Genomic DNA, 24,268 nt, shown 5'->3' with positions numbered 1-24,268 from the left:
AAAAAAGAAGTGACAGGTTCCGGAGCGCTCGGGAAACTATCGGCTTTTCCGATTGACCGAATGTGGAGTCCCCAATGTCAGACAAAAGCCGCCAGATGACACCCGAAGAGGCTGCCGAATTTGCCGAACAGGTGTTCAACAAAGCGCGCGAGGGCGATGCGGCCATGATGGCTGCGCTGCTGACCAAGGGCTTGCCGCCGAACCTGCGCAACCACAAGGGCGATACCTTGCTGATGCTCGCTGCGTACCACGGCCATGTCGAGACGGTAAAAGTCCTGCTCGAGCACAAGGCCGATCCGGAAATCCGCAACGACAACGGCCAGAGCCCGATTGCCGGCGCGGCGTTCAAGGGTGATCTGGCGGTGGTCAAGGCGTTGGTGGAAGGTGGCGCGCAAGTGGAAGGTTCGTCCTTCGACGGTCGCACTGCATTGATGATGGCGGCGATGTTCAACCGCGTCGAAATCGTCGACTACCTGATCAGCAAAGGCGCCGATCCGAAAGCCAAGGATGCCAACGGCGTATCCGCGCTGGACGCGGCCAAAACCATGGGCGCGGTGGATACCACGGCTCAGCTGCAAAAACTGCTCGGCTGATCACATTAAAAGATCGCAGCCTTCGGCAGCCCTACAGCGCGCACGTCATGCCAATGTAGGAGCTGCCGAAGGCTGCGATCTTTTCGTCTTTGCGTTTAACCTGCGCTATCCTTCGCGCCCTCAAATCTCCCTCGCTACAGGATCCACCTCATGAAAGCCGCACTCGTCGAACTCATCAGCAAAATCAGCTCCGGGTGCATGAGCGATGACGAAATCCTGAAAGTCGCTGACGAAGCGGCTCAGGCTTACGCCGATCCAGAGGCTTTTCTGGCGGCCAATCCGGACATCAACTACGACGAAACCTTCCCGATTTCGTTGGGTGAGTGGGTGGTCGTCGGCAGCTTGCCGGAAACCGTGCTGTTCCAGGCTGACACCTACATGGACCTGTTTGCGCAGATCGTCGCTTCGTTCGGTCCCAGCGTCGATTTCAACATCAAACCCAAGCAGCTGGCCAAGACCGAAGCCCTGACGGCGCTCAATCGCATTCAGGTGCAGATGAGCAGCATGAACAAGGAAAACGGCGGTTACACGCTGATGAACTTCAGCCAGTTGCTCGACGATGAACTGCAAGTGGTGCTGGTCTACGGTAATGACGTGCCACGGGTTCTCGAATTGTGCGCCGAAGTCGGCATCGCCGCCGCGCCCGCCCTGGAAGCCCTGAAAGTGGCGATCCATGTCTGAAGCTGTCTAGAACGGTAATAAAACGGAACCCTCGCAAGGCCCGACTATCCTAAGAGTGCATACCACTCTTCGGGAGCGTCACCATGGGTTCCACGTTCAACAGCCTGGTCGGTCTGATTATTCTTGCCCTGGATATCTGGGCCATCATCAACGTGCTTAAAAGTGGCGCCGAAACCGGGATGAAAATCATCTGGGTGCTATTGATCCTCCTGCTGCCGGTCCTGGGCCTGATCATCTGGGCCATCGCCGGGCCGCGAGGCAATGTGCGGATCTGACAGACTGACACTTTTCCCCTGTAGGAACGCCGGACCCTGTGGGAGCGGGCTTGCTCGCGAATGCAGACTGTCAGTCGACATCAATGTTGAATGATAAGCCGCTTTCGCGAGCAAGCCCGCTCCCACATTGGTTCATCGAGCCTTTGAGAATAATGTTCGCTCGGGGAACGTTCGACCTGTCATATTCCGCGACATAGAATGCGCGTCTTTCCCGGTCGATCGGGGCGTTCGATTGGCCATCATGGGCGGGTAACCGTCCGTTGCCACCCGCATTCACGGAGCACTTCCCATGAGCAATACTCCAACCAGCGAGTACCTGGAAACCCTCTACGAAGGCTATGGCCAGCGTTTTCGCATGGAAAAACTGCTGCACGAAGTACGCACCGAACACCAGCACCTGGTGATCTTCGAGAACCCGCGCATGGGCCGGGTAATGGCACTGGACGGCGTGATCCAGACCACCGAAGCCGACGAATTCATCTACCACGAAATGCTCACCCACGTGCCGATCCTCGCCCATGGCACCGCCAAGCGCGTACTGATCATCGGCGGCGGCGACGGCGGCATGCTGCGTGAAGTGGCCAAGCACCGCAGCATCGAGCACATCACCATGGTCGAGATCGACGGCACCGTGGTCGACATGTGCAAGGAATTCCTGCCGAATCACTCCAAGGGGGCGTTCGATGATCCACGCCTGAACCTGGTGATCGACGACGGCATGCGTTTCGTCGCCACCACCACCGAAAAGTTCGACGTGATCATTTCCGACTCCACCGACCCGATCGGCCCGGGCGAAGTGCTGTTCTCCGAAAACTTCTACCAGGCTTGCCGTCGCTGCCTGAACGAAGGCGGCATCCTGGTGACCCAGAACGGCACGCCGTTCATGCAAATCGAAGAAGTCAAAACCACCGCCGGCCGTCTGCGCAGCCTGTTTCCGGACTGGCACTTCTATCAGGCGGCCGTGCCGACCTACATCGGCGGCGCGATGACCTTCGCTTGGGGCGCAACCAATACCGCCTATCGCAAATTGTCCCGCGAAACCCTGCAACAGCGGTTCGCCGGCAGCGGCATCATCACCCGCTACTACAACCCGGAAATCCACATCGGTGCGTTCGCCTTGCCGCAATACGTACTGCAAGCGGTGAACAAACCCAGCAACGACTAAAGGTTGCACACAACTCCCCTGTGGGAGCGGGCTTGCTCGCGAAAGCGGTGATTCAGTCGACATGCATATTGACTGAATCACCGCTTTCGCGAGCAAGCCCGCTCCCACAAGGGGTCTTGTTTTTCCTGTCAGAACACCGCAATTCGTTTGAACGATCAGTCAGCGCAAAAGTCCAGATACTTGTAAGCCCATCCATGGGTTTTATCGAGGAGGCACCGATGCAAAAGTGGAAAATCACTTTCGTGGATGATCACGGTGAAACAGTGGACGAACTCTTCGAGTGCGAGGAATGCCCGAACAGCGAGCAAGCCGCCAAGCTCATTCGCGCCCGGTGCCTGCCGGTCGCTGCCGAACTGGATCTCAATGATCTGGAGGGTCGTACCGATGATCCGACCGTCAAAAGCCTGAAATCCCAGAACAGCATTGAAATCATCAGTATTACCCCGATCTGATACACCTCTTGTCACATTCACAACCAGACCTTGGCAGCAGCTCTATCTTGGGGCTACTCTGCAAGCGAGATCAGCGAATGACTCGCTAAGGTCTGGTCTTGTCAGCTACATGCTTGTTTCCCGTCGGCAACCTCTGTTGCCGTATCGCTCTCACCAATCGGTTGAAAGTGCAGGGAATACGGAAAGTCTATCCATCAGTCTGAGGGGGACGTTTCATGAGCACAGCCTATCAAGAAGACATCAGCAGCAGTGTGCTGCGCCGCATGAAAGAAGGCGGTTTCGACTTTTCACGATTCCATCCCATCGAGTTCTACGCCATTTTTCCGGACGAGGAGCGGGCACGCAGGGCGGCAGGTCATTTCAGTGGTGAATCCTTGAATGCCCAGATCAGCGTGCGCGACGACGGCGCGTGGCATCTGGAACTGAGCAAAGTGATGTACGCCACCTACGACGGGATCGGCGACTTTGAGCAGGACTTCGAGGCGGTGGTCGAGCCTCTGGGCGGTATCATCGAAGGATGGGGCGTCAAGCAGGAGGTACGAGGGTTACTCGCATAACTTTATGAACAGTGACAACACTCAGCAACGGCTGACCTTTGGGTTGGCCGTTTTCGTTTTCGCGGTTTGAAAAGGCTCTTGATCGTGTTTTTGATTCACAACGTTTCAACAACGCAAAAAAAAGCCGCCTAAACAGGCGGCTAAAAGGGAAGTTCGGCAAGTGTTCGGTCATCTTTCCAGCGAATGCGCCGATTATCCGCATCGCCCTCCGGGCAGTGAAATCAACTCTGACTATGCTGCAGGTAGGCGACAGCATTGCTTCGCCATGAAGCGGGGGCGATCAGGTTGGGGCATTTACCGCACAGGATTGGTGCGGTGCATGCAGCGCCATTATCCAACTGATTGATATCAAAGCGTTTATGCCGATGGCACGGGCCTTGCGAAGGCTTGGTTGTCCGGGTGACAAGGAGTACGGCATGATCCGCACCTATTTTGATGAGATGTACGATGCCGGCGGCCAGGTCCGCCCGCATTATCGGGAGTTTGCCCGTTGGCTGGCCGAAACGCCTGACGAGCTTTTGGCACAACGGCGACGCGAGGCCGATCTGTTATTTCATCGTGCCGGGATTACATTCACGCTCTATGGTGATGAGCAGGGGACAGAGCGCCTGATTCCCTTCGACACCATTCCCCGCAGTATCCCCGCCAGTGAATGGCGGGTCGTCGAGCGCGGCTGCATTCAGCGGGTCAAGGCATTGAACATGTTCCTTGCCGACCTCTATCACGAGCAGCGCATCATCAAGGCCGGCATCATTCCTGCCGAGCAAGTGCTGGCCAACGAGCAATACCAGTTGGCGATGCAAGGGCTGGATCTGCACCGCGATATCTATTCGCACATTTCCGGCGTCGACCTGGTGCGCGATGGCGACGGCACGTACTACGTGCTCGAAGACAATCTTCGTACACCCAGCGGCGTGAGCTACATGCTCGAAGACCGCAAAATGATGATGCGATTATTCCCCGAGTTGTTCGCGGCCCAGCGCATTGCACCGATCGACCACTATCCGAACCTGTTGCTCGACACCCTGAAAAGCTCCAGCCCGATCGACAACCCGAGCGTGGTAGTGCTGACGCCGGGGCGCTTCAACAGCGCGTTTTTCGAGCATGCGTTTCTGGCCCGGGAAATGGGCGTTGAACTGGTAGAAGGCGCGGACCTGTTCGTGCGCGATGACAAGGTGTTCATGCGCACCACGGACGGGCCGAAAGCCGTCGACGTGATCTATCGTCGCCTCGACGATGCGTTCCTTGATCCGCTGGCGTTCAACCCGGACTCGATGCTCGGCGTTCCAGGTCTGCTGTCGTCCTACCGCTCCGGCAACGTGGTTCTGGCGAATGCCATCGGCACCGGGGTCGCGGACGACAAATCGGTATATCCCTTCGTCACGGACATGATTCGTTTCTACCTGGATGAAGAGCCGATCCTGAAGAACGTGCCTACATGGCAGTGTCGTAATCCCTCTGAACTGTCCCACGTGCTGGCCAATCTTCCAGAACTGGTGGTCAAGGAAACCCAAGGCTCCGGTGGTTACGGAATGCTGGTGGGGCCGGCGGCGACGGCAGCGGAAATCGAATCTTTCCGTGAGAGGATCAAAGCCAAGCCCCACGCGTACATCGCCCAACCGACGTTGTCTTTATCGACCTGTCCGACCTTTGTCGAAAACGGCATCGCTCCACGCCATATCGACCTGCGTCCGTTTGTATTGTCTGGCCGCGAAACCCGGGTAGTGCCCGGCGGTTTGACCCGTGTCGCCTTGCGCGAAGGCTCCCTGGTGGTGAACTCATCCCAGGGCGGCGGAACCAAGGACACCTGGGTGGTCGAGGATTGAAGGAAGCCTGCCATGTTAAGTAGAACTGCCTCGGATCTGTATTGGATGTCGCGTTACCTGGAGCGGGCCGAAAACCTCGCACGGATGCTCGACATCAGTTATTCGCTGTCACTGATGCCTCAGGACGGTCGTGGCGACGGCTTGCACGAACTCGCCATGCCGTTGCTGATCACCGGCACTCTGGACGATTACCTGGAGCGTCACGGCGATCTGCATGCCGAACGGCTGCTGCATTTTTTCGCGTTGGATGCGGCCAACCCGGCGAGCATCTACAGCTGCCTCGGTGCCGCGCGAGCCAGCGCCCACGCGGTGCGTGGGCGAATCACCGCCGACATGTGGGAAAACATCAACGCCACCTGGCTGGAAATTCGCGGGATCGCCGAGCAAGGCTTGAGTCGCTACGGCATGAGCCGTTTCTGTGAGTGGATCAAGGAACGTTCCCACCTGTTCCGCGGCGCGTCCTACGGCACCATCATGCGTAATGACGCGTTCCGGTTCATTCGTCTGGGCACCTTTATCGAAAGGGCTGACAACACCTTGCGCCTGCTCGATGCCCGTTACGAAATGGCCGGCGATCAGGCCGAAGCAGTCAGCGACGGCACGGCTCACGCCTATTACCAGTGGAGCGCCTTGCTGCGGGCCTTGTCGTCGTTTGAGGCTTACACCGAGATTTACCGCGACGCCCCTGGTGCCCGACATGTGGCCGAGTTGTTGCTGCTGCGCGCCGACGTGCCGCGATCCCTGCGCGCCTGCACCGAAGAAATCGACCAGATCCTCGCCCAATTGCCGGGGGCCAACGGCCGTCCCGCGCAACGCCTGGCCGCGGAAATGGACGCACGCCTGCGCTACACCGGTATCAACGAAATTCTCGACGAAGGCCTGCACGCCTGGCTGACCGAGTTCATCCCGCTGGTGCGCCAGTTGGGCAACGCCATACACAGTTCCTACCTGGAGGCTGCATGAGACTTTCCATTAGCCACGAGACCACCTATCACTACGAAGATCAGGTGCGGGCGAGCATCCAGTACCTGCGACTGACCCCCCATGACAGCGAGCGCCAACACGTGCTCAGCTGGCAGCTCGACCTGCCACGCCCGGTGCGCGCGCAACTCGATCCGTTCGGCAACATTCTGCATGTGCTGACCCTGGACGAACCCCACGAGGCAATCATCATCGGGGCCCGAGGGCAGGTGGACATCGACGAACTGCGCGAAGCCGAGCATGAAAGCCAGTCGGCGCTGCCGTTCCTGCGCTTCACGCGCCTGACCGAGGCCGACGAAGCGCTGCGCGCATTCGCCGACAAGGCCTGCAAACAACGCCGGGATCGTACGGCGCTGATCGATTTGATGCATGGCCTGAACCAGCACATGACCTACACGCCGGGTTCCACCGAAGTGGACACCAGCGCCGCCCAGGCTTTCGCCGGGCGTTCCGGGGTCTGCCAGGACCACACCCATGCGTTCCTCGCCTGCGCCCGCAGCCTGGGCATTCCCTCGCGTTATGTGTCGGGGTATTTGTACAGCGAGAATTGCGAACACCTGGCCAGTCACGCCTGGGCTGAAGCCTGGCTGGATGACGCCTGGTACAGCTTCGACGTAACCAACGAACTGGCCCGCCCGGAGCGTCACCTGAAACTGGCCGTGGGCCTGGATTACCTCGACGCCTGCCCGGTGCGCGGCATGCGTCGTGGCGGTGGGTGCGAGCAGATGCATGCGAAGGTGTTTGTGTCACCGACGCCGGTGCCGGTGATCTCAGTGCAACAGCAATAAGATTGGGGATACCGCTTCGCGAGCAAGTCCGCTCCCACATTAGAACTTTGGCATGCACAAAATTTGTGACACAAAGGAGATCCAATGTGGGAGCGGGCTTGCTCGCGAAGAGGCCAGCCCAGGCAACACAAGGCTCAAGCGATCAAGGCTTCACCTTCCGCCCCGCCATATGCTTCAAATACCCCACCAACAACTCCAGATCCCCCTCCGGCAACACCGTCGTCGCGAACGCTGGCATTTTCGCCTGCGGCCACTGGCGCAAGCTCTGCGGATCACGAATATAGCGCTTGAGGAAGTCCGCGCCGAAGTACTCGGTCGGGTTGAACGGAATATTCAGGTCCGGTCCGAACTGCGAATCCCCCGCGCCATTGAGTCGATGACAGGCCAGGCAGTTCTTCTGAAACAGTGCAAAGCCCTTGTTCACCGGATCGTCCGCCTTCAGCGCAGGATCGGGCAGCAGGGCAGGGAAGCGCTCGGCCACCGGGGCCATGCGCTTGATGCTGGCCACTTCGAACGGCCATTGCTCGGGGCTGATATTGCCCGCTTGTGGATCGGTCCAGACCAGATAAAACGGCCCGGCACTGTGCTTGCCCTCGGACAATGCTGGCCATGGCTTGGCGGGGTCTTCAATTGCCAGCCAGGCCCGCGCGCCTTGGGTATTGAGCAACGGCGCGGCGGCCAGTTCGGCGGCAAAACCGTCCAGGGCAACGGCTTGCAGATGATCGTCAGGCTTGATGCCCGTCAACAACGCCGCTAACGGCACGGCGCGATAGCTCATGTCCCGTTTGTAGGAAACGTCGTTAGTGATCGTGATGGTCTGAACCTGAGGATGCTTGAGCAATTGCTCGGTCTGCCAGGTGCGAGAACTCGCGCCCAGCTCCAGATTCAGCTGTGCGGCAGACAGAGGCATGCTGAGCAGCAAGGCCCCAAATAGAGTGAGCGCTTTCAAGTGATCGCCGTCCATGTCGTGGAAGTGCCGCAAAGGTTGGCACAGCCACGCTGACCCGGGTAGCGAGCCAATCACATTTTTATCAGGCGAAATGAAAACCCTGATGCTCGATCAGCCAATCACCTTGGTCAGGTTCGGCAAAATCAACAACAGTGTAGTGGCAAATAGAATGAGCCCGGCTTGACGAACTTTCGAATGCTTGAACATGGCTTGACCGCCTTTTTTGTTATTTCCTGATGCCTGCCTGCCTATCTCCATGACGGCAGAGCGCTGCACTTCCTTGTATGACGAGTGCCTCGGCAAAACCCGACGACAACTTCGTACAGGTTTACCTTAGGGCCCGCGTCACGCTTGGCTTAGATCCATTTCGTATGTGCTGAGCACTCATCGCTTTTAAAAAGGTATGAGGCTTATGGCCAGCTTCTTGGGCGCCCGTTTGCTAGACAGCTTGGTGACTTGAATTGGTTTATCCGATAGCAGACTACCGTTCGTCTGAGCGTGACCGTCAACGCCAATGAGCGCTGTGGTCATTGAATCCACGGCTGCTCGGCATAAGGTGAGGGCATAAAGATCAGGTCATACGGTCTCCCGTAGGAGCTGCCGCAGGCTGCGATCTTTTGATCTTCATTCACCATCAGGTTTCGAGGACGTCATGACCCAAGCTTTGATATTCGACGCGTTACGCACGCCCCGTGGCAAAGGCAAGGCCAATGGCGCCTTGCACAGCGTCAAGCCAGTGAACCTGGTGGCCGGGCTGCTGACGGCGCTGCAGCAGCGCACGTCCCTGGACACCAGTCAGGTCGATGATGTGGTGCTCGGCTGCGTGACGCCCATCGGCGATCAGGGTTCCGACATCGCCAAGACCGCCACGCAGGTGGCCGATTGGGACGTCAGCGTGGCCGGCATGCAGCTCAATCGCTTCTGCGCGTCGGGGCTGGAAGCGGTAAACCTCGGTGCGATGAAAGTGCGTTCCGGTTTCGAAGACCTGGTGGTGGTCGGTGGCGTCGAATCGATGTCCCGCGTGCCGATGGGCAGCGATGGCGGGGCCTGGGCGCTGGACCCGGAAACCAATTTGCACAACCACTTCACGCCTCAGGGCGTGGGTGCGGACCTGATCGCCACGATTGAAGGTTTCAGCCGTCAGGACGTCGATGCCTTCGCGTTGCACTCCCAGCAGAAGGCAGCGCGGGCGCGGGCGGACGGTTCGTTCAATAAGTCGCTGGTGCCAGTGCAAGACCAGAACGGCATCATCCTGCTCGATCACGATGAGTTCATTCGTGCTGAATCGACGATGGAAGGCCTGGGCAAGCTCAAGCCGAGTTTCGAAATGATCGGGCAAATGGGCTTCGACGCCACGGCATTGCGGGTTTATAGCCAGATCGAGCGGATCAACCACGTGCACACGCCGGGCAACAGTTCCGGAATCGTCGATGGCGCGGCGCTGATGCTGATCGGCTCCGAGGCCAAGGGCCGGGCGCTGGGCTTGCAGCCACGGGCGCGAATCGTCGCCACGGCGGTCACCAGCACCGACCCGACCATCATGCTCACCGGCCCGGCGCCGGCCACGCGCAAGGCGCTGGCCAAGGCCGGGCTGCGGGTCGAAGACATCGACCTGTTCGAAGTCAATGAAGCGTTCGCCTCGGTCGTGCTCAAGTTCATCAAGGACATGGCCATCGACCCCGACAAGGTCAACGTCAACGGTGGCTCCATCGCCATGGGCCACCCACTCGGCGCCACCGGCTGCGCGATTCTCGGCACGCTGCTCGATGAACTGGAAACCCGGCGCCTGCGCTATGGCCTGGCGACATTGTGTGTCGGCGGCGGCATGGGCATTGCCACCATCATCGAACGCCTCTGAGCCCCGATTTCAAGGAAATAGCCATGACCGAAGCCATCCGTTACGAAAAAGGTCAGGACCAGATCGTCGTCCTGACCATCGACATGCCAGGCCAGAGTGCCAACACCATGAACGCGGTCTACCGCGAGGCCATGGCCACCTGCGTCGCCCGACTAGTCGCCGACAAGGACGCCATTGCCGGCGTGATCATTACCTCGGCCAAGAAAACCTTCTTCGCCGGCGGCGACCTCAATGAACTGATCAAGGTCGGCAAACCCGAAGCCAAAGCTTTTTACGACATGGTGCTGACCCTCAAGGGCCAACTGCGCACCCTGGAAACCCTCGGCAAACCGGTGGTCGCCGCCATTAACGGCGCGGCGCTCGGCGGCGGTTGGGAGATCTGCCTGGCGTGTCATCACCGTGTGGCGCTGGACAATCCATCGGTGCTGCTTGGCCTGCCGGAAGTCACTCTTGGCCTGTTGCCGGGCGGAGGCGGGGTAGTCCGCATGGTCCGCATGCTGGGCATCGAAAAAGCCCTGCCGTATCTGCTTGAAGGCAAAAAAATCCGGCCGCAACAGGCGTTGCAGGCACGATTGATCGATGAGTTGGCAGCCGATCGCGATGAGCTCATGGCCAAGGCGCGGGCGTGGATTGTCGCTCACCCGGTCGCTGTGCAGCGCTGGGACGTGAAGGGTTATCAGATCCCTGGCGGCACGCCGTCGGACCCGAAGCTCGCGGCGATGCTTGCTATCACGCCATCGATTCTGCGCAGCAAAACCCAGGGCTGCCTGCCCGCGCCGGAGAAAATTCTCTGTGCTGCGGTGGAAGGCGCCCAGGTGGATTTCGACACGGCGCACTTGATCGAAACCCGTTACTTCACCGAACTGACCACCGGCCAAGTGTCGAAAAACCTCATTGGCACGTTCTGGTTTCAGCTCAATGAGATCAATGCCGGCGGCTCGCGACCCCAAGGCATAGCGCCTTATGTGACGAAGAAAGTCGGCGTGCTTGGCGCCGGGATGATGGGCGCGGGCATCGCGTTTGTCAGCGCATCAGCCGGCATCGACGTGGTGCTCAAAGACATCAACCTCGCCGCGGCAGAGAAGGGCAAGGCTCACTCGGCGGCGTTGCTGGACAAGAAGGTTGCGCGTGGTCAGTTAACCCGGGAGCAGCGCGAAGAGATTTTGGCGCGAATCCATGCCACCGAAAACGATGCGGATTTGGCCGGTTGTGATCTGATTATTGAAGCGGTGTTTGAGGATCGCGAACTGAAGGCCAAGGTCTCATCAGCCGCGCAAACAGTCGTCGGCCCGGACGCGGTCATCGCCTCCAACACCTCGACCTTGCCGATCAGTGGCCTGGCCACCGCCGTGCCGGACCAGACGAAATTCATCGGCCTGCATTTCTTCAGTCCCGTCGAGAAAATGCCACTGGTGGAAATCATCAAGGGCGTCCATACCAGCGACGAAACACTGGCTCGAGGTTTCGATTTCGTCCTGCAAATCAAAAAGACCCCGATTGTGGTTAACGACAGTCGTGGCTTTTTTACCTCGCGGGTGTTCGGCACCTTCACCAACGAAGGCATCGCCATGCTCGGCGAAGGTGTGAGCGCGCCGATGATCGAGACCGAAGCGCGCAAGGCCGGCATGCCTGTCGGGCCTCTGGCGATCTCCGACGAAGTTTCCCTCAGCCTCATGAGCCATATCCGCGAACAAACCGCCAAAGACCTGCGAGCAGAAGGGAAAACCCTGATTGAGCACCCGGCGTTCGCCGTGATTGACTTGTTGCTCAAGGAATACAAGCGTCCGGGCAAGGCCGCTGGAGGTGGTTTCTACGATTACCCGGCGACTGGGCAGAAGCATTTGTGGCCTGAGCTGAAAAGCCGTTTCGAGAAAGCCGATGGGCAGATTTCGCCGAAGGACATACGTGATCGGCTGCTGTTCGTACAAGCTATCGAAACCGTGCGCTGTATGGAGGAGGGCGTGCTGACCTCGACGGCGGATGCCAATGTCGGTTCGATCTTCGGCATCGGCTTCGCGGCCTGGACCGGCGGTGCGCTGCAATTCATCAACCAGTACGGCGTGAAAGACTTCGTCGCCCGGGCCCAGTACCTGGCCGAGCAGTACGGCGAGCGCTTCACACCGCCTGCGCTGCTGCTGGAGAAAGCCGCCAAAGACGCGTTGTTTTAAGGGACGTTCAAAGGGACCGATGACGCGCTCCGGGGCTTGCCTTGCCACTGTGTTTCAAGGCAGGCTCTGGGGTGTGCATTATTCCCTTCATGTGTCAGGTATTTTTTATGTCGTTACGCATCTGCATTCTGGAAACCGACATCCTGCGTCCGGAACTGGTCGATCAATATCAGGGTTACGGGCAGATGTTCCAGCGTCTGTTTTCGCAGCAACCCATCGCTGCCGAGTTCACCGTGTACAACGTGATGCAGGGCGATTATCCCAGCGATGACCTGACCTTCGATGCGTATCTGGTCACCGGCAGCAAGGCCGATTCCTTCGGCACCGACCCGTGGATTCAAACCCTCAAGACCTACCTGCTGAACCGCTACGAGCGCGGCGACAAACTGCTGGGCGTGTGCTTCGGCCATCAACTGCTGGCGCTGCTATTGGGCGGCAAGAGCGAGCGGGCGACCCAGGGTTGGGGCGTCGGCACTCACAGCTACAAACTTGCGGCCAAGGCGCCATGGATGAGCCCGCTGAGGGAAGAGCTGACGCTGCTGATCAGCCACCAGGATCAGGTCACCGCGCTACCGGAAAACGCTACGGTCATCGCCTCGAGCGATTTCTGCCCGTTCGCCGCGTACCACATCAACGATCAAGTGCTGTGCTTCCAGGGGCATCCTGAGTTCATTCACGATTACTCACGGGCATTGTTGGATATTCGTCAGGAAGCGCTGGGCGAGCAGATCTATGCGAAAGGTATGGCGAGTCTTGAACACGAGCATCACGGCACTACCGTTGCGGAGTGGATGATGCGGTTTGTGGCGCATAAGCCTGAGGGTGAAGCGGTTAAACGCTAAAAGCTTCGCGAGCAAGCCCGCTCCCACATTGGATCTGTGTCACGACGAAAATCCAATGTGGGAGCGGGCTTGCTCGCGAATGGGGGCAACCGGTTCTGACTGAAACCCCACCGTCTCACAACCATCCCGACCGCTTGAAACTCGCCCACAAACCGACACACCCAATGGTGATGAACCCCAACACCCCGAAATACCCATAATGCCAACTCAACTCCGGCATGTTCTGGAAGTTCATCCCGTAGATCCCGGCCACCGCCGTCGGGAACGCCAGAATCGCCGCCCATGCCGCAAACTTGCGCTGCACCACGCTCTGGCGTGACGCCTCCAGCAATACCCCGACCTCGATGGTCTGGCTGGCAATGTCCGCCAGCGTTGTCAGGTCTTCCATCTGCCGCGTGACATGGATCTGCACATCGCGAAAATACGGGCGCATGTTCTTGTCGATGAATGGGAAGCTCAGTTTCTGCAACTCTTCACCGATTTCCACCATCGGCGCCGCATATCGGCGCAAGCGCAATACATCGCGGCGCAGGCTGTGGAGTTTCTGGATGTCGCGCTCGTTCAGGGAACCGCACATAACGTTTTGTTCCAGCTCATCGATCTCGGCATGGATCGCTTCGCCCATCGGCTGGTAGTTTTCAATCACGAAATCGAGGATGGCATAAAGTACGAAATCTTCCCCATGCTCCAACAACAGCGGCCGTGCCTCACAACGCTGTCGGACATAGGCGTAGGACGCCGAGTGACCATTACGAGCGGTAATGATGTAACCCTTGCCGGCGAAGATATGAGTCTCGATGAACTCCAGTTTGCCTTCATTGCGGATCGGCGAATACGTGACGATGAACAGGGCATCACCGAAGGTTTCCAGCTTCGGCCGGCTGTGTTTTTCCAGGGCGTCTTCGATGGCCAGTTCGTGCAGGTTGAATTGGCGTTGCAGGTTGAACAGCTCCTGGGCGTTCGGCTCTTCGAGGCCAATCCACACAAAGTGGCCAGGCTTGGCAGCCCAGGCAGCGCCTTCGTCGAGGGTGATATTGGTGACTTTCTTACCGGCGCTGTAAACCGCAGCAGCAACGACTCTACCCATGATGGTGATTCACTTCTTATTAGCCGCTTTCTGTAAAGACTGGCGGTGCCAGGCAGGATTCAGCATAACCTTGTCTGCTGCTTGAGAGTCAGCAAAATCTGTAGAGTTCGCAGGCAAAAGAAAACCCGCACAGGGCGGGTTTCTTTCAGGCGGCTTGCAGTTGCCGATCCATCGAGTCGATGCACTCGCGCATCTGCTCGCGGCACTGGACGATCAGCATGGGCATGTCATCCAGACTCAATCCAGCCGTAGGAATCGCCGGCAGCGAACGGATCAGAATCTTCCCACTGCGCCAGCGGTTCAATCGCATGTGTTTGACGTAACTGCTGACACACACCGGCACGATTGGCACGCCCGCGGCAATCGCCATCTGGAACGCGCCTTTCTTGAACGGCAGCAACTCTTCGCCGAGGTTGCGCGTGCCTTCCGGGAAGACCCAGATCGAGGTGTCTTCATGCTGCAAGGTGTGAGTCGTGGTTAGCATCGACTGGCGTGCCTTGTGCGCATTGCCGCGGTCAATCAACACATTGCCGGCCAGCCAGAACAACTGCCCGAACAGTGGCACCCACTTCAGGCTTTTCTTGCCGATACACACGGTGCGGCGGGGCACTACGTTGCCGAACACAAACAGATCGTAGTTGGACTGGTGGTTGGCGATGATCACGCAACTGTCAGGCTTATCCATCAATGGCCCGACGTCAGCCTTCACCCGCAAACGCAAAATGCACATCGCCGGCCACGCGTACAGACGTGCGCATAAACGGCTATTGTCCGGATTAAACGGCCGGCATAGACCGAGGATCACTCCAAGCACGCCGGCCAGAATAAAGTGCAAGCCCATCAATAACATACGAAACACAAACAGCATTTAAAGGGCCCACCGGGACAAAAGGTGGCGCAGTGTACGGATGTGCACTGTTTTCGGCAATTGCCGCTATAGAAGTGGGAGATAGCCGATGTTTGAGCGCATGTTTCCGACTTATGGGTCAGATGCGGTCTAGAGCGGTTGTAAGGTTTTAAACCAAACACGCAAGAAAAAGCCCGACACGACGGTCGGGCTTTTCGGTGCAACGCGTTAGGGCTTAGCCCATATGCTCCTGATCCAGGATGATCGCGTTGTCCAGCGTCTCCAGCAGTGCCTTGCGCACTTTCAGCTTGGTGTTTTTGTGGGCGGTCATGTTGAGCTTCTTCAATTGACGAGCCGCCGCCAGTGCCGCGCCTTGCAGCTCTTCGGCCGACACCACCACATCAAGGAAGCCGGCATCCACAGCACTCTGCGGATTGAACATCTCGGCATTGATCACCGCACGATGAAACGCCGACTTGCGCAGACGATCACGCGCCAGCTCGATACCGGCGTGGTGCATGGTCATACCGATCTGCACTTCGTTCAGACCAATGCTGAACGGGCCATCGACACCAATGCGGTAGTCGGCCGACAACAGAATAAACGCACCCTTGGCCACCGCATGCCCAGGGCAGGCCACAACCACCGGGAACGGGTGCGACAGCAAGCGACGAGCCAGGGTCGAACCGGCAGCCACCAGCGCCACAGCCTCTTTAGGGCCGGCCGTCATCACCTTCAAGTCATAGCCACCCGAAAAAATACCTGGCTGACTGGTAATGATCACCACCGCCCGATCCGCCACCGCTCGATCCAGCGCAGCGTTAAACGCAACAATCACATCCGGCGAGATGGCATTGACCTTGCCATTACTCAAGGTCAGGGTCGCGATACCGTCTTCGAGATGGTAAGAAATCAACTCACTCATGACGCCAATCCTTCTAATAAAGTAGGGCAGACGTTACCCACCGCCGTAGGCCAGGTAAAGCGCCGTGACTGACTCGCCAGTCACCCTTTCGCCGCCCGCCAGCCGTAGTCAGCCACGTCCGCCGCGCATTGGCTTCTATATAGAAGGAAAGGCGAAGCCGGAGATTGGCAGGTTTGCCATGCCCTTGAACGGCACGAAACGGATAACGGCGTTAACCGCATGAAAATTCTGAAAAAAATGTTTGCCATAAGAAAAGCTTTCGACTACATTAGCGCGCCTCGACAGACAGAACATGTTTGAAGAGATACGGTGAAGTGTCCGAGTGGCTTAAGGAGCACGCCTGGAAAGTGTGTATACAAGAAATTGTATCGAGAGTTCGAATCTCTCCTTCACCGCCACATTTATACGTTAGAGCCCTGATTATTCAGGGCTTTTTCGTTTCTGCGTTTCTAAAAAAAATCCCAGCCCATACTTTGGCCCATACCCTGGATGGCTCAGTGCTTTGCGACCAAAGGCTAATTTTTCCGACAGTTTCTAAGCGGCGTAGTCCAACAGCGTCAGTCGATCAATCTGGCTCGCATCGTTGTAACCGGGACCGTCCTCGGCTGACACCAACGCGCGAACGCTTGTCAGTGGATAGTAATAGCGCGTCGATTCAGCGTGCTAGGCACGTTAAACCAGAAGTCATGGGGTATAGGCCTTATAAAGTCAAATTTCAGTAAGGTTCAACATGCTTCATGCTCGGTTTTGCTCCCGGTTTGGATGCGGTGTATGACCTTTCTTTCACGGTAGCTGCGTTGCTCTCGATACGTTGTGCGGTCTATGGGTGGACACCTTCCAAGTATCTTCAACAGTCTGGACGAAACTGAAAAAGAGCCCTAAAAGCAGGTTGGTGGGCAAGCCAGGTCTTCGCGGTTTTTGTTTTGCCAGCGGGCTCCAGTATTCCGGATCGCTCCAGCCAGGCCTCGGGATCGGCTCGAAATCCCTCCAGCATAGTTTCTGCTTGCTCTACTGACATGTTCGCGACGGACGATGACCAGAAGGCATCCTTCAGGGCGAAGTTACCTTCAACACTGACAAGGCTCTTCACGCACTCTGGGTAGCGGTGGGCGAATGCATAGGCCACCACTCCACCGACCGAATGCCCAACAAGACTCACTGCACATTCATTGAACTCGGCTTCGACCACCTCGTGTATTCGTTCGACCTGTCCCTGAATATTGATTTTCCCCATAGGTGTGCCCTGGTGTTTTCCATAGCCGTAAAGGTCAGGGGCAAGGAAGGGTCGATCACCGAGCTGTCTATGGATCTCAGGATCATTCAACGTACCGATAAGGCCGTTGATGAATACCACAGGGGTGTTGGATGCGTTATTCATTTGGCTTTTCCTTGCGAACAATGAAGTGAGTTCTTTTCTTTAGCGTCGTGAACGGTTGAGCGAACATCTGGGACGGGTCTCACAGACATTGCGACGAGATCTTCCAGCAACGCTCTCCCCTGAAGCCAATCACCAAGTCCGCTGGCCGAATTAATGTGCCCTTGGGGCCCAATATTCACCAGGCGGCTGCCCCAGGCATATGCACATCGCCGGCTGTAATCCATATCTGCATACGGGTCGTTGGAGCTTGCGACAACCGTACTTGGAAATGCAAAACGCTTCAGCCCAAGCGGACTAAACCCTAGCGCCTCGTTCGGAAAACTGGAGCGGTCGGGGTCTGGTACGGCAACCAGTAAAGCGGCCCTGACCGATGTGCGGCTACATTGCGCCCAGTGGGCGACTTGCAGGCAGCCAAGGCTGTGGGCTACTAACACCGTGTCGGGCCCAGCTCGGCTAATCGCGACCTCCAGATTCTCGACCCATCTTGCGCAAACCGGTCGATTCCAGTCTTGCCCCCCAATGCTCTCCATGGATGCGTCGGTGTGTGCCCATATCGTTTGCCAGTGACCTGGCCCGGAATTGCCAATACCCGGGAGGAGCAATATCGAAGGTGTCATTTCTTGTTTCTCGGAAGGGGTGTCCGCAGAATGTAGCGAATGACACATCGACCTTGGATGGCAAATCATCCGAAAGAAGCACCATCAACCGATGATTCATCGGATTATTCAGCAGAGGAAAAGCATGGGGCTGGACAGCAAAGATTGGCAGATTCTGGAGGCACTGCAAAAGAATGCACGGCAAAGCCTGGCATCCTTGGGCAAGTGCATTGGGCTTTCGCAACCGGCTATGAGCGAACGGGTCCAGAAACTCGAAGCTGCGGGTGTCATAGAGGGTTACGGCGCGCGGGTAAGTTTGCGTGAGGTAGGGCTGGGATTGCAGGCGATCCTGCGCATTCGCACAACTCACCAGCACATCAAGCGCTATCTGGAGTTGTTTAACGACATACCAGAGGTGCTAGAGGCTGACAGGATTACGGGGGAGGACTGCTTCATAGTCCGTTGCGCGTTTTCTCAGCCCGCTGATTTGGAGATTATAGTCGATGCGCTGGCTGTCCATGGTTCGGTCACAACTTCGTTGGTTCTGTCCAATGCTGTGCGCAAACAGGTACCTGTACGTCCGAGAAGTGGCCCAGACAATTAACTGCTTGCCAGACGCTTACCGCTTACCGCCTTCCAGTACAGGAATACCTAACACATCATCAGTATTCGCGGCTGGTGTCCGAGTGAGGCCAATACCGTTGCCTATATCTGCGAGTAAGTCACTGTAACGATGATCTTTGATGTCGTGCAATGCTGTGACAGCGAGAGGCAGTCCCTTAGCACCTGGTAGACCTCGCGGGCATAATAGAGAGTGGCTATGCTAAAAATTTTTCCTTCTGCGGATGGTCGCCTCAGATTAGACCATTACAAAACCAGTCTTGCATCAGATGAATACGCAATCTCCGGCTGATAGGCTGGGCATCTACCAAAGTTTTTTGGAAATTGCGGTTCGATCAATTTTATTAAGCTCTTCCTCTTAGCCAACACCTGAGCGGACGAGTTCTGATATATTTAGATCTAAAACTAATTTTCCTATCATTTTTACCGCTGTTTCGACACGATTGTCTAGTATTCCGCCATAATTTATGCGAATACAGTTTTCATATTTTCCTGAGGAGGAGAAAATTTTCCCCGTTGCGATCTGTATCTTATTTTTTATTAGTTTGTCACTTAACTCATATGCTGAAACGCCCTTAGGAAGCTCGATCCAAAGAAAGTAACCACCTTCAGGCCTACTAACCCTGACTCGAGCATTAAGGTACTTTGATATCCAGAGCATCATGATGTCTCTGTTGGATTTATAATGTGCACGCATTCGACGAAGATGGATCTGGTAATATCCCTTTTCCATGAATTCAGCGATAGCCCTTTGATTTGCTGTTGCTGTTGCACCGGAGCTAATGTACTTTGTATGCAAAACTTTTTCGTAGATGCGACCGGGAACTATCCAGCCGACCCTTAACCCGGGTGCCAATGTTTTGGAAAATGAGCCGCAAAGAATAATCCTACCTTCTGTATCCTGTGACTTTATTGCTTTGGGTCGAGGGTATCGGAATATTAGGTCGCCATAGGTATCATCTTCTACGATGTAAAATCCAAATTTTTTCGATAGATTTACCAGGATTTCCTTGCGGTCATCCGGCATTACATATCCTAAAGGGTTGTTGCAGTTTGGATTCACCAATACGGCTCGGATAGTCCATTTTTCAGCAATCAACTCTAGTGATTCGAGGTCTATTCCCGTTAGTGGGTCGGTTGGAACTTCGATGACTTTTACGCCACATCCTTTAAGTATTTGAATCGCACCATGAAAGCAGGGTGACTCGACTACTACGATATCGTCCTGGTTGCAAATAGATCGGACAGAACACATTAAAGCTTCTTGGCAACCGGCGGTGATGATAATTTCATCAGGGTCGACCTGACATCCAGAGTCAATGATCAATCGGCTTATTTGTGTTCTTAAATCGAAGTTTCCTTTGATATTCTCATAGTTGAGTCCATCCTTCTGCCATCTTTTTGCCTCGTAACTTAAGCTTCTCATTAAGTGCTGTAGCGTGGATGTCTCAACACTCGGCATGCCTCTGCCAAGCTGCAATACATCTTCGTCAGGTGTGCTGGCAGTAACTTTATAGATTTCATCCCATTCCAGTATATCGATGGGGTGTTTTTCAATCTCGCGCATCGTTGGCAGCAGATAGAGGTTCTGCTTTTTATTCACAAAATGGCCCGATTTCGGTAAGGGCGATGCTAATCCTTCCTCCTCCAAAACTCGATAAGCCTGCTGGACTGTCCCTAAGCTAACGCCGTGTTCTGTACTCAATATCCGCAAAGATGGTAGTCGTTGTCCTTCTCGGTAAAGCCCCCTTTCAATCCTGCTACGCAGTAAATCGGCCAAATCTGAATACTTTGCCACTGATCCCTCCATAGAGCGCCGCTCCCCTCACCATACAGGCGTGAGCACTTCATCAACCAGATAGAGATTGTATTTACCGTGACCTATCTGGGGAACATTGTCACGGCGGCAAGGGTTCATAGTCGTCTACAGTCACCATCTGTGGCAAGCGCTCTGGTGGGGGGCATGCATAACAGGATACTCAGCGGCTTCGACGCTCTAGCGTAAGTGCCCTCATCAAATGTTTACACCGCGATTCGTGACTCGAATCGGTATAGTACAAGCCATGATGCGACACGGAAAAGCTGATCTGACTGTCTGATGAAGCTCGTAGAATTTGGTAGCTCCACCTGCCATTGTCCACCGGATTTTTTGTGGTCGTAGTGAACCCACTATGCAACCGGTAGTAGTCTATGAAAACTCTCCTCACTGCTATCGGTGAGGTGTCCAGTTTCCTTGTTGAACGAGCCCCATGAGAGACAGGACACCGTTTCCTCCCTCACCACAAGGGATAGGAAAACGACGGTGTTTATAACTAATAGCAAAGATAAGAGTGTAGAAATCCACGTCGCAGGATCGTCGAGCAAAGCAGGCCGTGGTTTGCGTGAGCCTGGAGCCTGGCAAGAACGTGTCCGTGGTCGCCCGATGCAATAGATCAACAAGCTGTACCAAGACGGCAGCCAGTGCTGGCGAAGCGGTGGTGCTAGTCTCTGAGTTGAGCAATGTGCGCAAGAAAACCCGCGAACTGCAACACATGCTGGGCAAGAAAACTATGGGCGCGGAAATTCTCAAAGACGCCGCCGTTGAGATCGCCCGATCGCGAAAATGAATTGCGCACTCACCCTTTTTACCAGGGGGACAGTGAAGCTGGTCAGCAAATATCTCGGTGAAGCGCACTCGCAATTGACGGTACCCAACGAGCGGGCAGTAGACCGCCGTTGGATGTGTTGGTTACTGAGATCAAGCAGCAGATCAGCGAGGTGCCCAGTCATGGCTAACCGTTGGCAATGTGGGTAGAGATTAGTGAAGAAAGCGAACTCCCGGTTTTAATGGTCAGGATTCGTGATGGTGTACACGGTTCGAAAGCGAGCAGACTTGCGCCTGATTTTATAATATAAAATCGTAATTCTAGTTTGTTTGTCGGGAGCTCGGGAAGCCTTTTAGTATGCGCCTAAAAAATTATAGGGTGATGATTATACATGACATGTAGGTTGTGTGAAAAAAACCGGCTCCTTCACGATGTCTTATGGAGGATTGATCAAGATATCGTGAAATTCTTACGTAAGATTTTTAGTTGGTGGGTTGGGTAATTAATTATCTGGTGCTACCAGGCTAAAAGGGATAGATGGTTTTGTTGGTGCATACTAAAAAACAGGCCAGTCTCGGCCTGTTTAAATATATAAAATCCTTTTTTAATCACGATTTTGGAAAAATTATATAGTACATGCGATCGGGCCCAGGGCCTGGTTGGTCAGCTCCCCTTGCCCAGCCAGTAGACTCGTAAAGTTCGACAGCTTCCTTGTACAAAGCTCTGGTTTTGAGGAATATTTCATCATATCCCATTGATTTTGCAGTTGCTACAGCGGTGTCCAGCATAGCTCGACCTGCACCGAACCCCCTAAAATTCCTATCCAGATAAAGCTTGGTTAGCTTGACTCTACTGTCACCATTTGAGGTTAATATAGCTGAGCCTACTGGTAAATCCCCGAACACGGTTACCATCTCAACTACATTGTCCTTGGGTTGTCCAAAGGACATGATGTCTCGATCGTCTTCGTCAGGGTCTGCAGCAATTCCATACTCCACAAAGGTTCTAAAAACCATCTTTCTTATTGCAACTGCGTCGTCTAATTTTGCGCTGCGAATTAAGAACTTATCATTCTTTAGATAAATTTTTCCTGTCATTTGTACCATGCCTCAACTTCTATGTCAGATAGCGGAACCAGTACGCAAGGCAGGATGGCGTTGTTTCTTATTTCCTTTTCAGTAAGGGCCAACATTGGGGCGATTTCTTCATAGTCGCCAGATATTATTCTTATCTGGCATGCGCCGCATTTACCTTGTCGACACCTGGTGCGAATAATCCCTAATTTTTCGCACGCATCAACTAGGGCATAAGCTGATTGGGTAACAGGCTCACGGCTACCAGAAAATGTAAGTGTGAAATTATCTTTGCTCATATTTCGTCCAGTCCCAGTCGAGATTTTCGTAAAGCTTCATTAGTCCCCTGTTGTTATTTGTAAATTCCACATCCTTTTGAAGGTCAATGGCATTGGTTTTGATTTTTTTACGCAATTTATCTAAAGACTTACGGTCTAGTTGATCAAATACGGCTAGCCATGCTTCAAGGTCTGCTCTGAAGAAGTTATTAGCGACTAGCTCGACAGTATCTTTAAAAACTTTTTTACCGTCACCTGAAAGTGACCAATAGATATCACGAGCCAGCACGGAAAATTGTGATCCGTGATTCCACTCATCTTTTGCGTGAGCGTTAACTGCAGTCAGGAACATTGGCTGAATAGACGATGCTTGCGCCAGAAGATCCAAGTAGTCGGTAATATGATTCTCTGTGCAGCAGGCGGTAGCGATTCGTGCAACTCTCCTTTTCCATTCCGAATCGAGACTGCTTATGTAATTGTTCATTGTTTTAACAAGATGGAAGTCTTTAGGGAATAATGAGAGCTTTCTATTAACTCGTACAGCATCGCACGTGAGAATAGCTAAAAGAGTATGATATCCCTCGTCTGTCATAGCTTCTGCCATCGAACGGGCCATCTCAGGGCCAACAAGATTGTCCTGTCGCGAGCGAATGATCTCTATGCATGCCGGAGTGACCAAGTCAGTTTCGATAAAAATCGTATTGCTCTGGTAGATTATCCAACCGGCGGAAAGCAAGTCGTTCTTTTCTTGATTTTCGAGTTCTCCCCATTCATCGAACATTGAAAATGGAATCATCTCCTCTATAAAATCCGGAGCGTCGGTAATAAATGACAAGCGTGTAATTCGGCCCGAATTCACCACCTCTGATTCTGTCGACCAACCAAGGCTTATTCTGTTAATAACCTCTTTTGAGTAATCTCTAGCTTCAATATTTAGACTACTATGACTAGACATTCTCATCCCCTTGCGCAGTAAATTCTAGAAAAAGCATATCTCTTGATGCGGCTTGGTCGTTCGAAGAATTCATCCTGCTTACGCTGTGGTAAATCTTGGAGTCATCAAAAAGCACCAAGTCTCCAAATCGTTTCAAGGTAAAAGTCTCAATCAACTCCTTGTCGTTGTCATAGATAGAGTTTTCTGCACCTGCACAGTTTTCAGTACGGTTGACACAGAATAGACTTGAGAAGGTAACTCCATCTTTATGAATCCCTTCTGGTGTGGGGAACCCAGGTATATCCTTCGACGAAGTAATCCTGACCTGATGCAAATAAATCTTCCAGCTAGATACATTTTTATATCGGCTAAATATGGCGACATAATCCCTAATCATACGTTTTAAAAAAGGGTGCGTGGCAACATAAGGGGTGATAGGTTCGAAGTGTCTGTCGCGCCCCCCATTCAAAGTGTTATTGTACTTGTCCTGAAAGAAAGGCTGGTGAGGTAATATACTAATCTCGTCGTTTTGAACATCGTATTGAAGCTCGGAAAATCTGCGTCTTCTGTACTTTCCACCGTCAGCCATAAATTCATCCGGTGGCAGGCCATCCCATGTTTCGAGGATTTTTTTCCAATCGTCAGATCGGTGGGCCAAAGTGATGAAATAATTAAAATAATTTCCTACCCAGTAGCCCGGTTTTTTAAGTTGCGTCTGTATGCGTTCTGAGGAGCTTTGTGTTCCGATTAAAAGTTCGGCCGATAAATTTTCATGCTTCATGCTTACTTATCCTTCAATGGATTGTGGA

At 54.7% G+C, this 24,268-nt stretch carries 25 protein-coding genes and 1 tRNA gene; 15 read left to right on the top strand and 11 right to left on the bottom strand.

Annotated elements, in window-relative coordinates:
• The first annotated feature begins 74 nt into the window (after positions 1–74).
• The 9 genes from KVG95_RS22460 (at position 75) to KVG95_RS22420 (ending at position 7,318) form a co-directional block, all read left to right on the top strand.
• Positions 75–593, top strand: coding sequence for an ankyrin repeat domain-containing protein (locus KVG95_RS22460; protein WP_217858010.1), 519 nt, complete (start codon positions 75–77; stop codon positions 591–593).
• Positions 594–743: 150 nt separating this feature from the next.
• Entirely contained in the window at positions 744–1,274 is a 531-nt protein-coding gene (locus KVG95_RS22455; RefSeq protein ID WP_217858009.1) for a hypothetical protein, read from the top strand.
• 83 nt (positions 1,275–1,357) lie between these two features.
• Complete coding sequence (locus KVG95_RS22450) at positions 1,358–1,549, top strand: PLDc N-terminal domain-containing protein (protein WP_007902193.1); 192 nt, start codon at positions 1,358–1,360, stop codon at positions 1,547–1,549.
• Positions 1,550–1,838: 289 nt separating this feature from the next.
• Positions 1,839–2,714 carry a polyamine aminopropyltransferase gene (gene speE / locus KVG95_RS22445; RefSeq protein ID WP_052963708.1) on the top strand — a complete coding sequence of 292 codons (876 nt, stop codon included), beginning with the start codon at positions 1,839–1,841 and terminating at the stop codon, positions 2,712–2,714.
• Between the two features lie 218 nt (positions 2,715–2,932).
• Entirely contained in the window at positions 2,933–3,166 is a 234-nt protein-coding gene (locus tag KVG95_RS22440; protein WP_038979787.1) for a hypothetical protein, read from the top strand.
• A gap of 215 nt (positions 3,167–3,381) precedes the next feature.
• Positions 3,382–3,723 (top strand): ribonuclease E inhibitor RraB, encoded by a 342-nt coding sequence (locus KVG95_RS22435; protein ID WP_008005633.1) that lies wholly within the window; start codon positions 3,382–3,384, stop codon positions 3,721–3,723.
• A 416-nt stretch (positions 3,724–4,139) separates the two neighbouring features.
• Entirely contained in the window at positions 4,140–5,549 is a 1,410-nt protein-coding gene (locus KVG95_RS22430; RefSeq protein WP_007902187.1) for a circularly permuted type 2 ATP-grasp protein, read from the top strand.
• A 12-nt stretch (positions 5,550–5,561) separates the two neighbouring features.
• Positions 5,562–6,512, top strand: coding sequence for an alpha-E domain-containing protein (locus tag KVG95_RS22425; protein WP_010456611.1), 951 nt, complete (start codon positions 5,562–5,564; stop codon positions 6,510–6,512).
• Positions 6,509–7,318: a transglutaminase family protein gene (locus KVG95_RS22420; protein WP_217858008.1), complete on the top strand. Its 810-nt coding sequence runs from the start codon at positions 6,509–6,511 to the stop codon at positions 7,316–7,318. The genes KVG95_RS22425 and KVG95_RS22420 overlap by 4 nt, the downstream gene beginning before the upstream one ends.
• 142 nt (positions 7,319–7,460) lie before the next feature.
• Here KVG95_RS22420 and KVG95_RS22415 read toward each other — a convergent pair whose 3' ends face one another.
• Positions 7,461–8,282 (bottom strand): c-type cytochrome, encoded by an 822-nt coding sequence (locus tag KVG95_RS22415; RefSeq protein WP_217858007.1) that lies wholly within the window; start codon positions 8,280–8,282, stop codon positions 7,461–7,463.
• Between the two features lie 637 nt (positions 8,283–8,919).
• Here KVG95_RS22415 and KVG95_RS22410 point away from each other — a divergent pair.
• From KVG95_RS22410 to KVG95_RS22400, 3 genes are all read left to right on the top strand, one after another.
• A complete protein-coding gene (locus tag KVG95_RS22410) occupies positions 8,920–10,125 on the top strand; it encodes an acetyl-CoA C-acetyltransferase (RefSeq protein ID WP_217858006.1) in 1,206 nt (401 codons plus the stop codon).
• A 23-nt stretch (positions 10,126–10,148) separates the two neighbouring features.
• Entirely contained in the window at positions 10,149–12,293 is a 2,145-nt protein-coding gene (locus tag KVG95_RS22405; protein ID WP_217858005.1) for a 3-hydroxyacyl-CoA dehydrogenase NAD-binding domain-containing protein, read from the top strand.
• 107 nt (positions 12,294–12,400) lie between these two features.
• Positions 12,401–13,135: an amidotransferase gene (locus tag KVG95_RS22400; RefSeq protein WP_217858004.1), complete on the top strand. Its 735-nt coding sequence runs from the start codon at positions 12,401–12,403 to the stop codon at positions 13,133–13,135.
• A gap of 115 nt (positions 13,136–13,250) precedes the next feature.
• Here KVG95_RS22400 and KVG95_RS22395 read toward each other — a convergent pair whose 3' ends face one another.
• The 3 genes from KVG95_RS22395 to KVG95_RS22385 form a co-directional block, all read right to left on the bottom strand.
• On the bottom strand, positions 13,251–14,222 hold the full coding sequence (locus KVG95_RS22395) for a magnesium and cobalt transport protein CorA (protein ID WP_217858003.1): 972 nt from the start codon (positions 14,220–14,222) through the stop codon (positions 13,251–13,253).
• A gap of 145 nt (positions 14,223–14,367) precedes the next feature.
• Positions 14,368–15,090, bottom strand: a complete 723-nt coding sequence (locus KVG95_RS22390; RefSeq protein ID WP_217858002.1) for a 1-acylglycerol-3-phosphate O-acyltransferase — start codon at positions 15,088–15,090, stop codon at positions 14,368–14,370.
• A gap of 214 nt (positions 15,091–15,304) precedes the next feature.
• Positions 15,305–15,994: a crotonase/enoyl-CoA hydratase family protein gene (locus tag KVG95_RS22385; RefSeq protein ID WP_052966975.1), complete on the bottom strand. Its 690-nt coding sequence runs from the start codon at positions 15,992–15,994 to the stop codon at positions 15,305–15,307.
• 308 nt (positions 15,995–16,302) lie between these two features.
• Here KVG95_RS22385 and KVG95_RS22380 point away from each other — a divergent pair.
• Positions 16,303–16,392, top strand: a tRNA-Ser gene (locus KVG95_RS22380).
• Positions 16,393–16,841: 449 nt separating this feature from the next.
• On the opposite strand, the gene KVG95_RS22375 is transcribed toward KVG95_RS22380, so the two are convergent.
• Entirely contained in the window at positions 16,842–17,372 is a 531-nt protein-coding gene (locus KVG95_RS22375) for an alpha/beta fold hydrolase (protein ID WP_225923269.1), read from the bottom strand.
• The gene (locus KVG95_RS22370; protein WP_217858001.1) at positions 17,369–17,989 is read right to left on the bottom strand and encodes an RBBP9/YdeN family alpha/beta hydrolase; all 621 of its coding nucleotides are present in this window, start codon (positions 17,987–17,989) and stop codon (positions 17,369–17,371) included. Before KVG95_RS22370 ends, KVG95_RS22375 begins: the two co-directional genes overlap by 4 nt.
• A 124-nt stretch (positions 17,990–18,113) precedes the next feature.
• Between KVG95_RS22370 and KVG95_RS22365 the strand changes: the two genes are divergently transcribed.
• Positions 18,114–18,572, top strand: a complete 459-nt coding sequence (locus tag KVG95_RS22365) for an Lrp/AsnC family transcriptional regulator (protein WP_217858000.1) — start codon at positions 18,114–18,116, stop codon at positions 18,570–18,572.
• A 375-nt stretch (positions 18,573–18,947) separates the two neighbouring features.
• Here the strand turns inward: KVG95_RS22365 and KVG95_RS22360 are convergent, their stop codons facing one another.
• Complete coding sequence (locus KVG95_RS22360; RefSeq protein ID WP_217857999.1) at positions 18,948–20,387, bottom strand: aminotransferase-like domain-containing protein; 1,440 nt, start codon at positions 20,385–20,387, stop codon at positions 18,948–18,950.
• Between the two features lie 583 nt (positions 20,388–20,970).
• Between KVG95_RS22360 and KVG95_RS22355 the strand changes: the two genes are divergently transcribed.
• Complete coding sequence (locus KVG95_RS22355; protein WP_217857998.1) at positions 20,971–21,195, top strand: helix-turn-helix domain-containing protein; 225 nt, start codon at positions 20,971–20,973, stop codon at positions 21,193–21,195.
• A gap of 587 nt (positions 21,196–21,782) precedes the next feature.
• On the opposite strand, the gene KVG95_RS22350 is transcribed toward KVG95_RS22355, so the two are convergent.
• Genes KVG95_RS22350 through KVG95_RS22335 form a run of 4 tightly spaced genes read right to left on the bottom strand, consistent with a single transcriptional unit; the run spans position 21,783 to position 24,240 of the window.
• Complete coding sequence (locus KVG95_RS22350) at positions 21,783–22,271, bottom strand: GNAT family N-acetyltransferase (RefSeq protein ID WP_217857997.1); 489 nt, start codon at positions 22,269–22,271, stop codon at positions 21,783–21,785.
• Positions 22,268–22,546, bottom strand: a complete 279-nt coding sequence (locus KVG95_RS22345) for a 2Fe-2S iron-sulfur cluster-binding protein (RefSeq protein ID WP_217857996.1) — start codon at positions 22,544–22,546, stop codon at positions 22,268–22,270. Before KVG95_RS22345 ends, KVG95_RS22350 begins: the two co-directional genes overlap by 4 nt.
• The gene (locus tag KVG95_RS22340) at positions 22,533–23,480 is read right to left on the bottom strand and encodes a diiron oxygenase (protein ID WP_217857995.1); all 948 of its coding nucleotides are present in this window, start codon (positions 23,478–23,480) and stop codon (positions 22,533–22,535) included. Before KVG95_RS22340 ends, KVG95_RS22345 begins: the two co-directional genes overlap by 14 nt.
• Complete coding sequence (locus tag KVG95_RS22335; RefSeq protein WP_217857994.1) at positions 23,473–24,240, bottom strand: 2OG-Fe dioxygenase family protein; 768 nt, start codon at positions 24,238–24,240, stop codon at positions 23,473–23,475. Before KVG95_RS22335 ends, KVG95_RS22340 begins: the two co-directional genes overlap by 8 nt.
• Positions 24,241–24,268: the final 28 nt, after the last annotated feature.

It is taken from the genome of Pseudomonas farris (assembly GCF_019145235.1).
GTDB classification, from domain to species: domain Bacteria; phylum Pseudomonadota; class Gammaproteobacteria; order Pseudomonadales; family Pseudomonadaceae; genus Aquipseudomonas; species Aquipseudomonas farris.
Note: the sequence above shows the minus strand (reverse complement) of the source record. Positions and strands in the feature narration are given on the sequence as shown.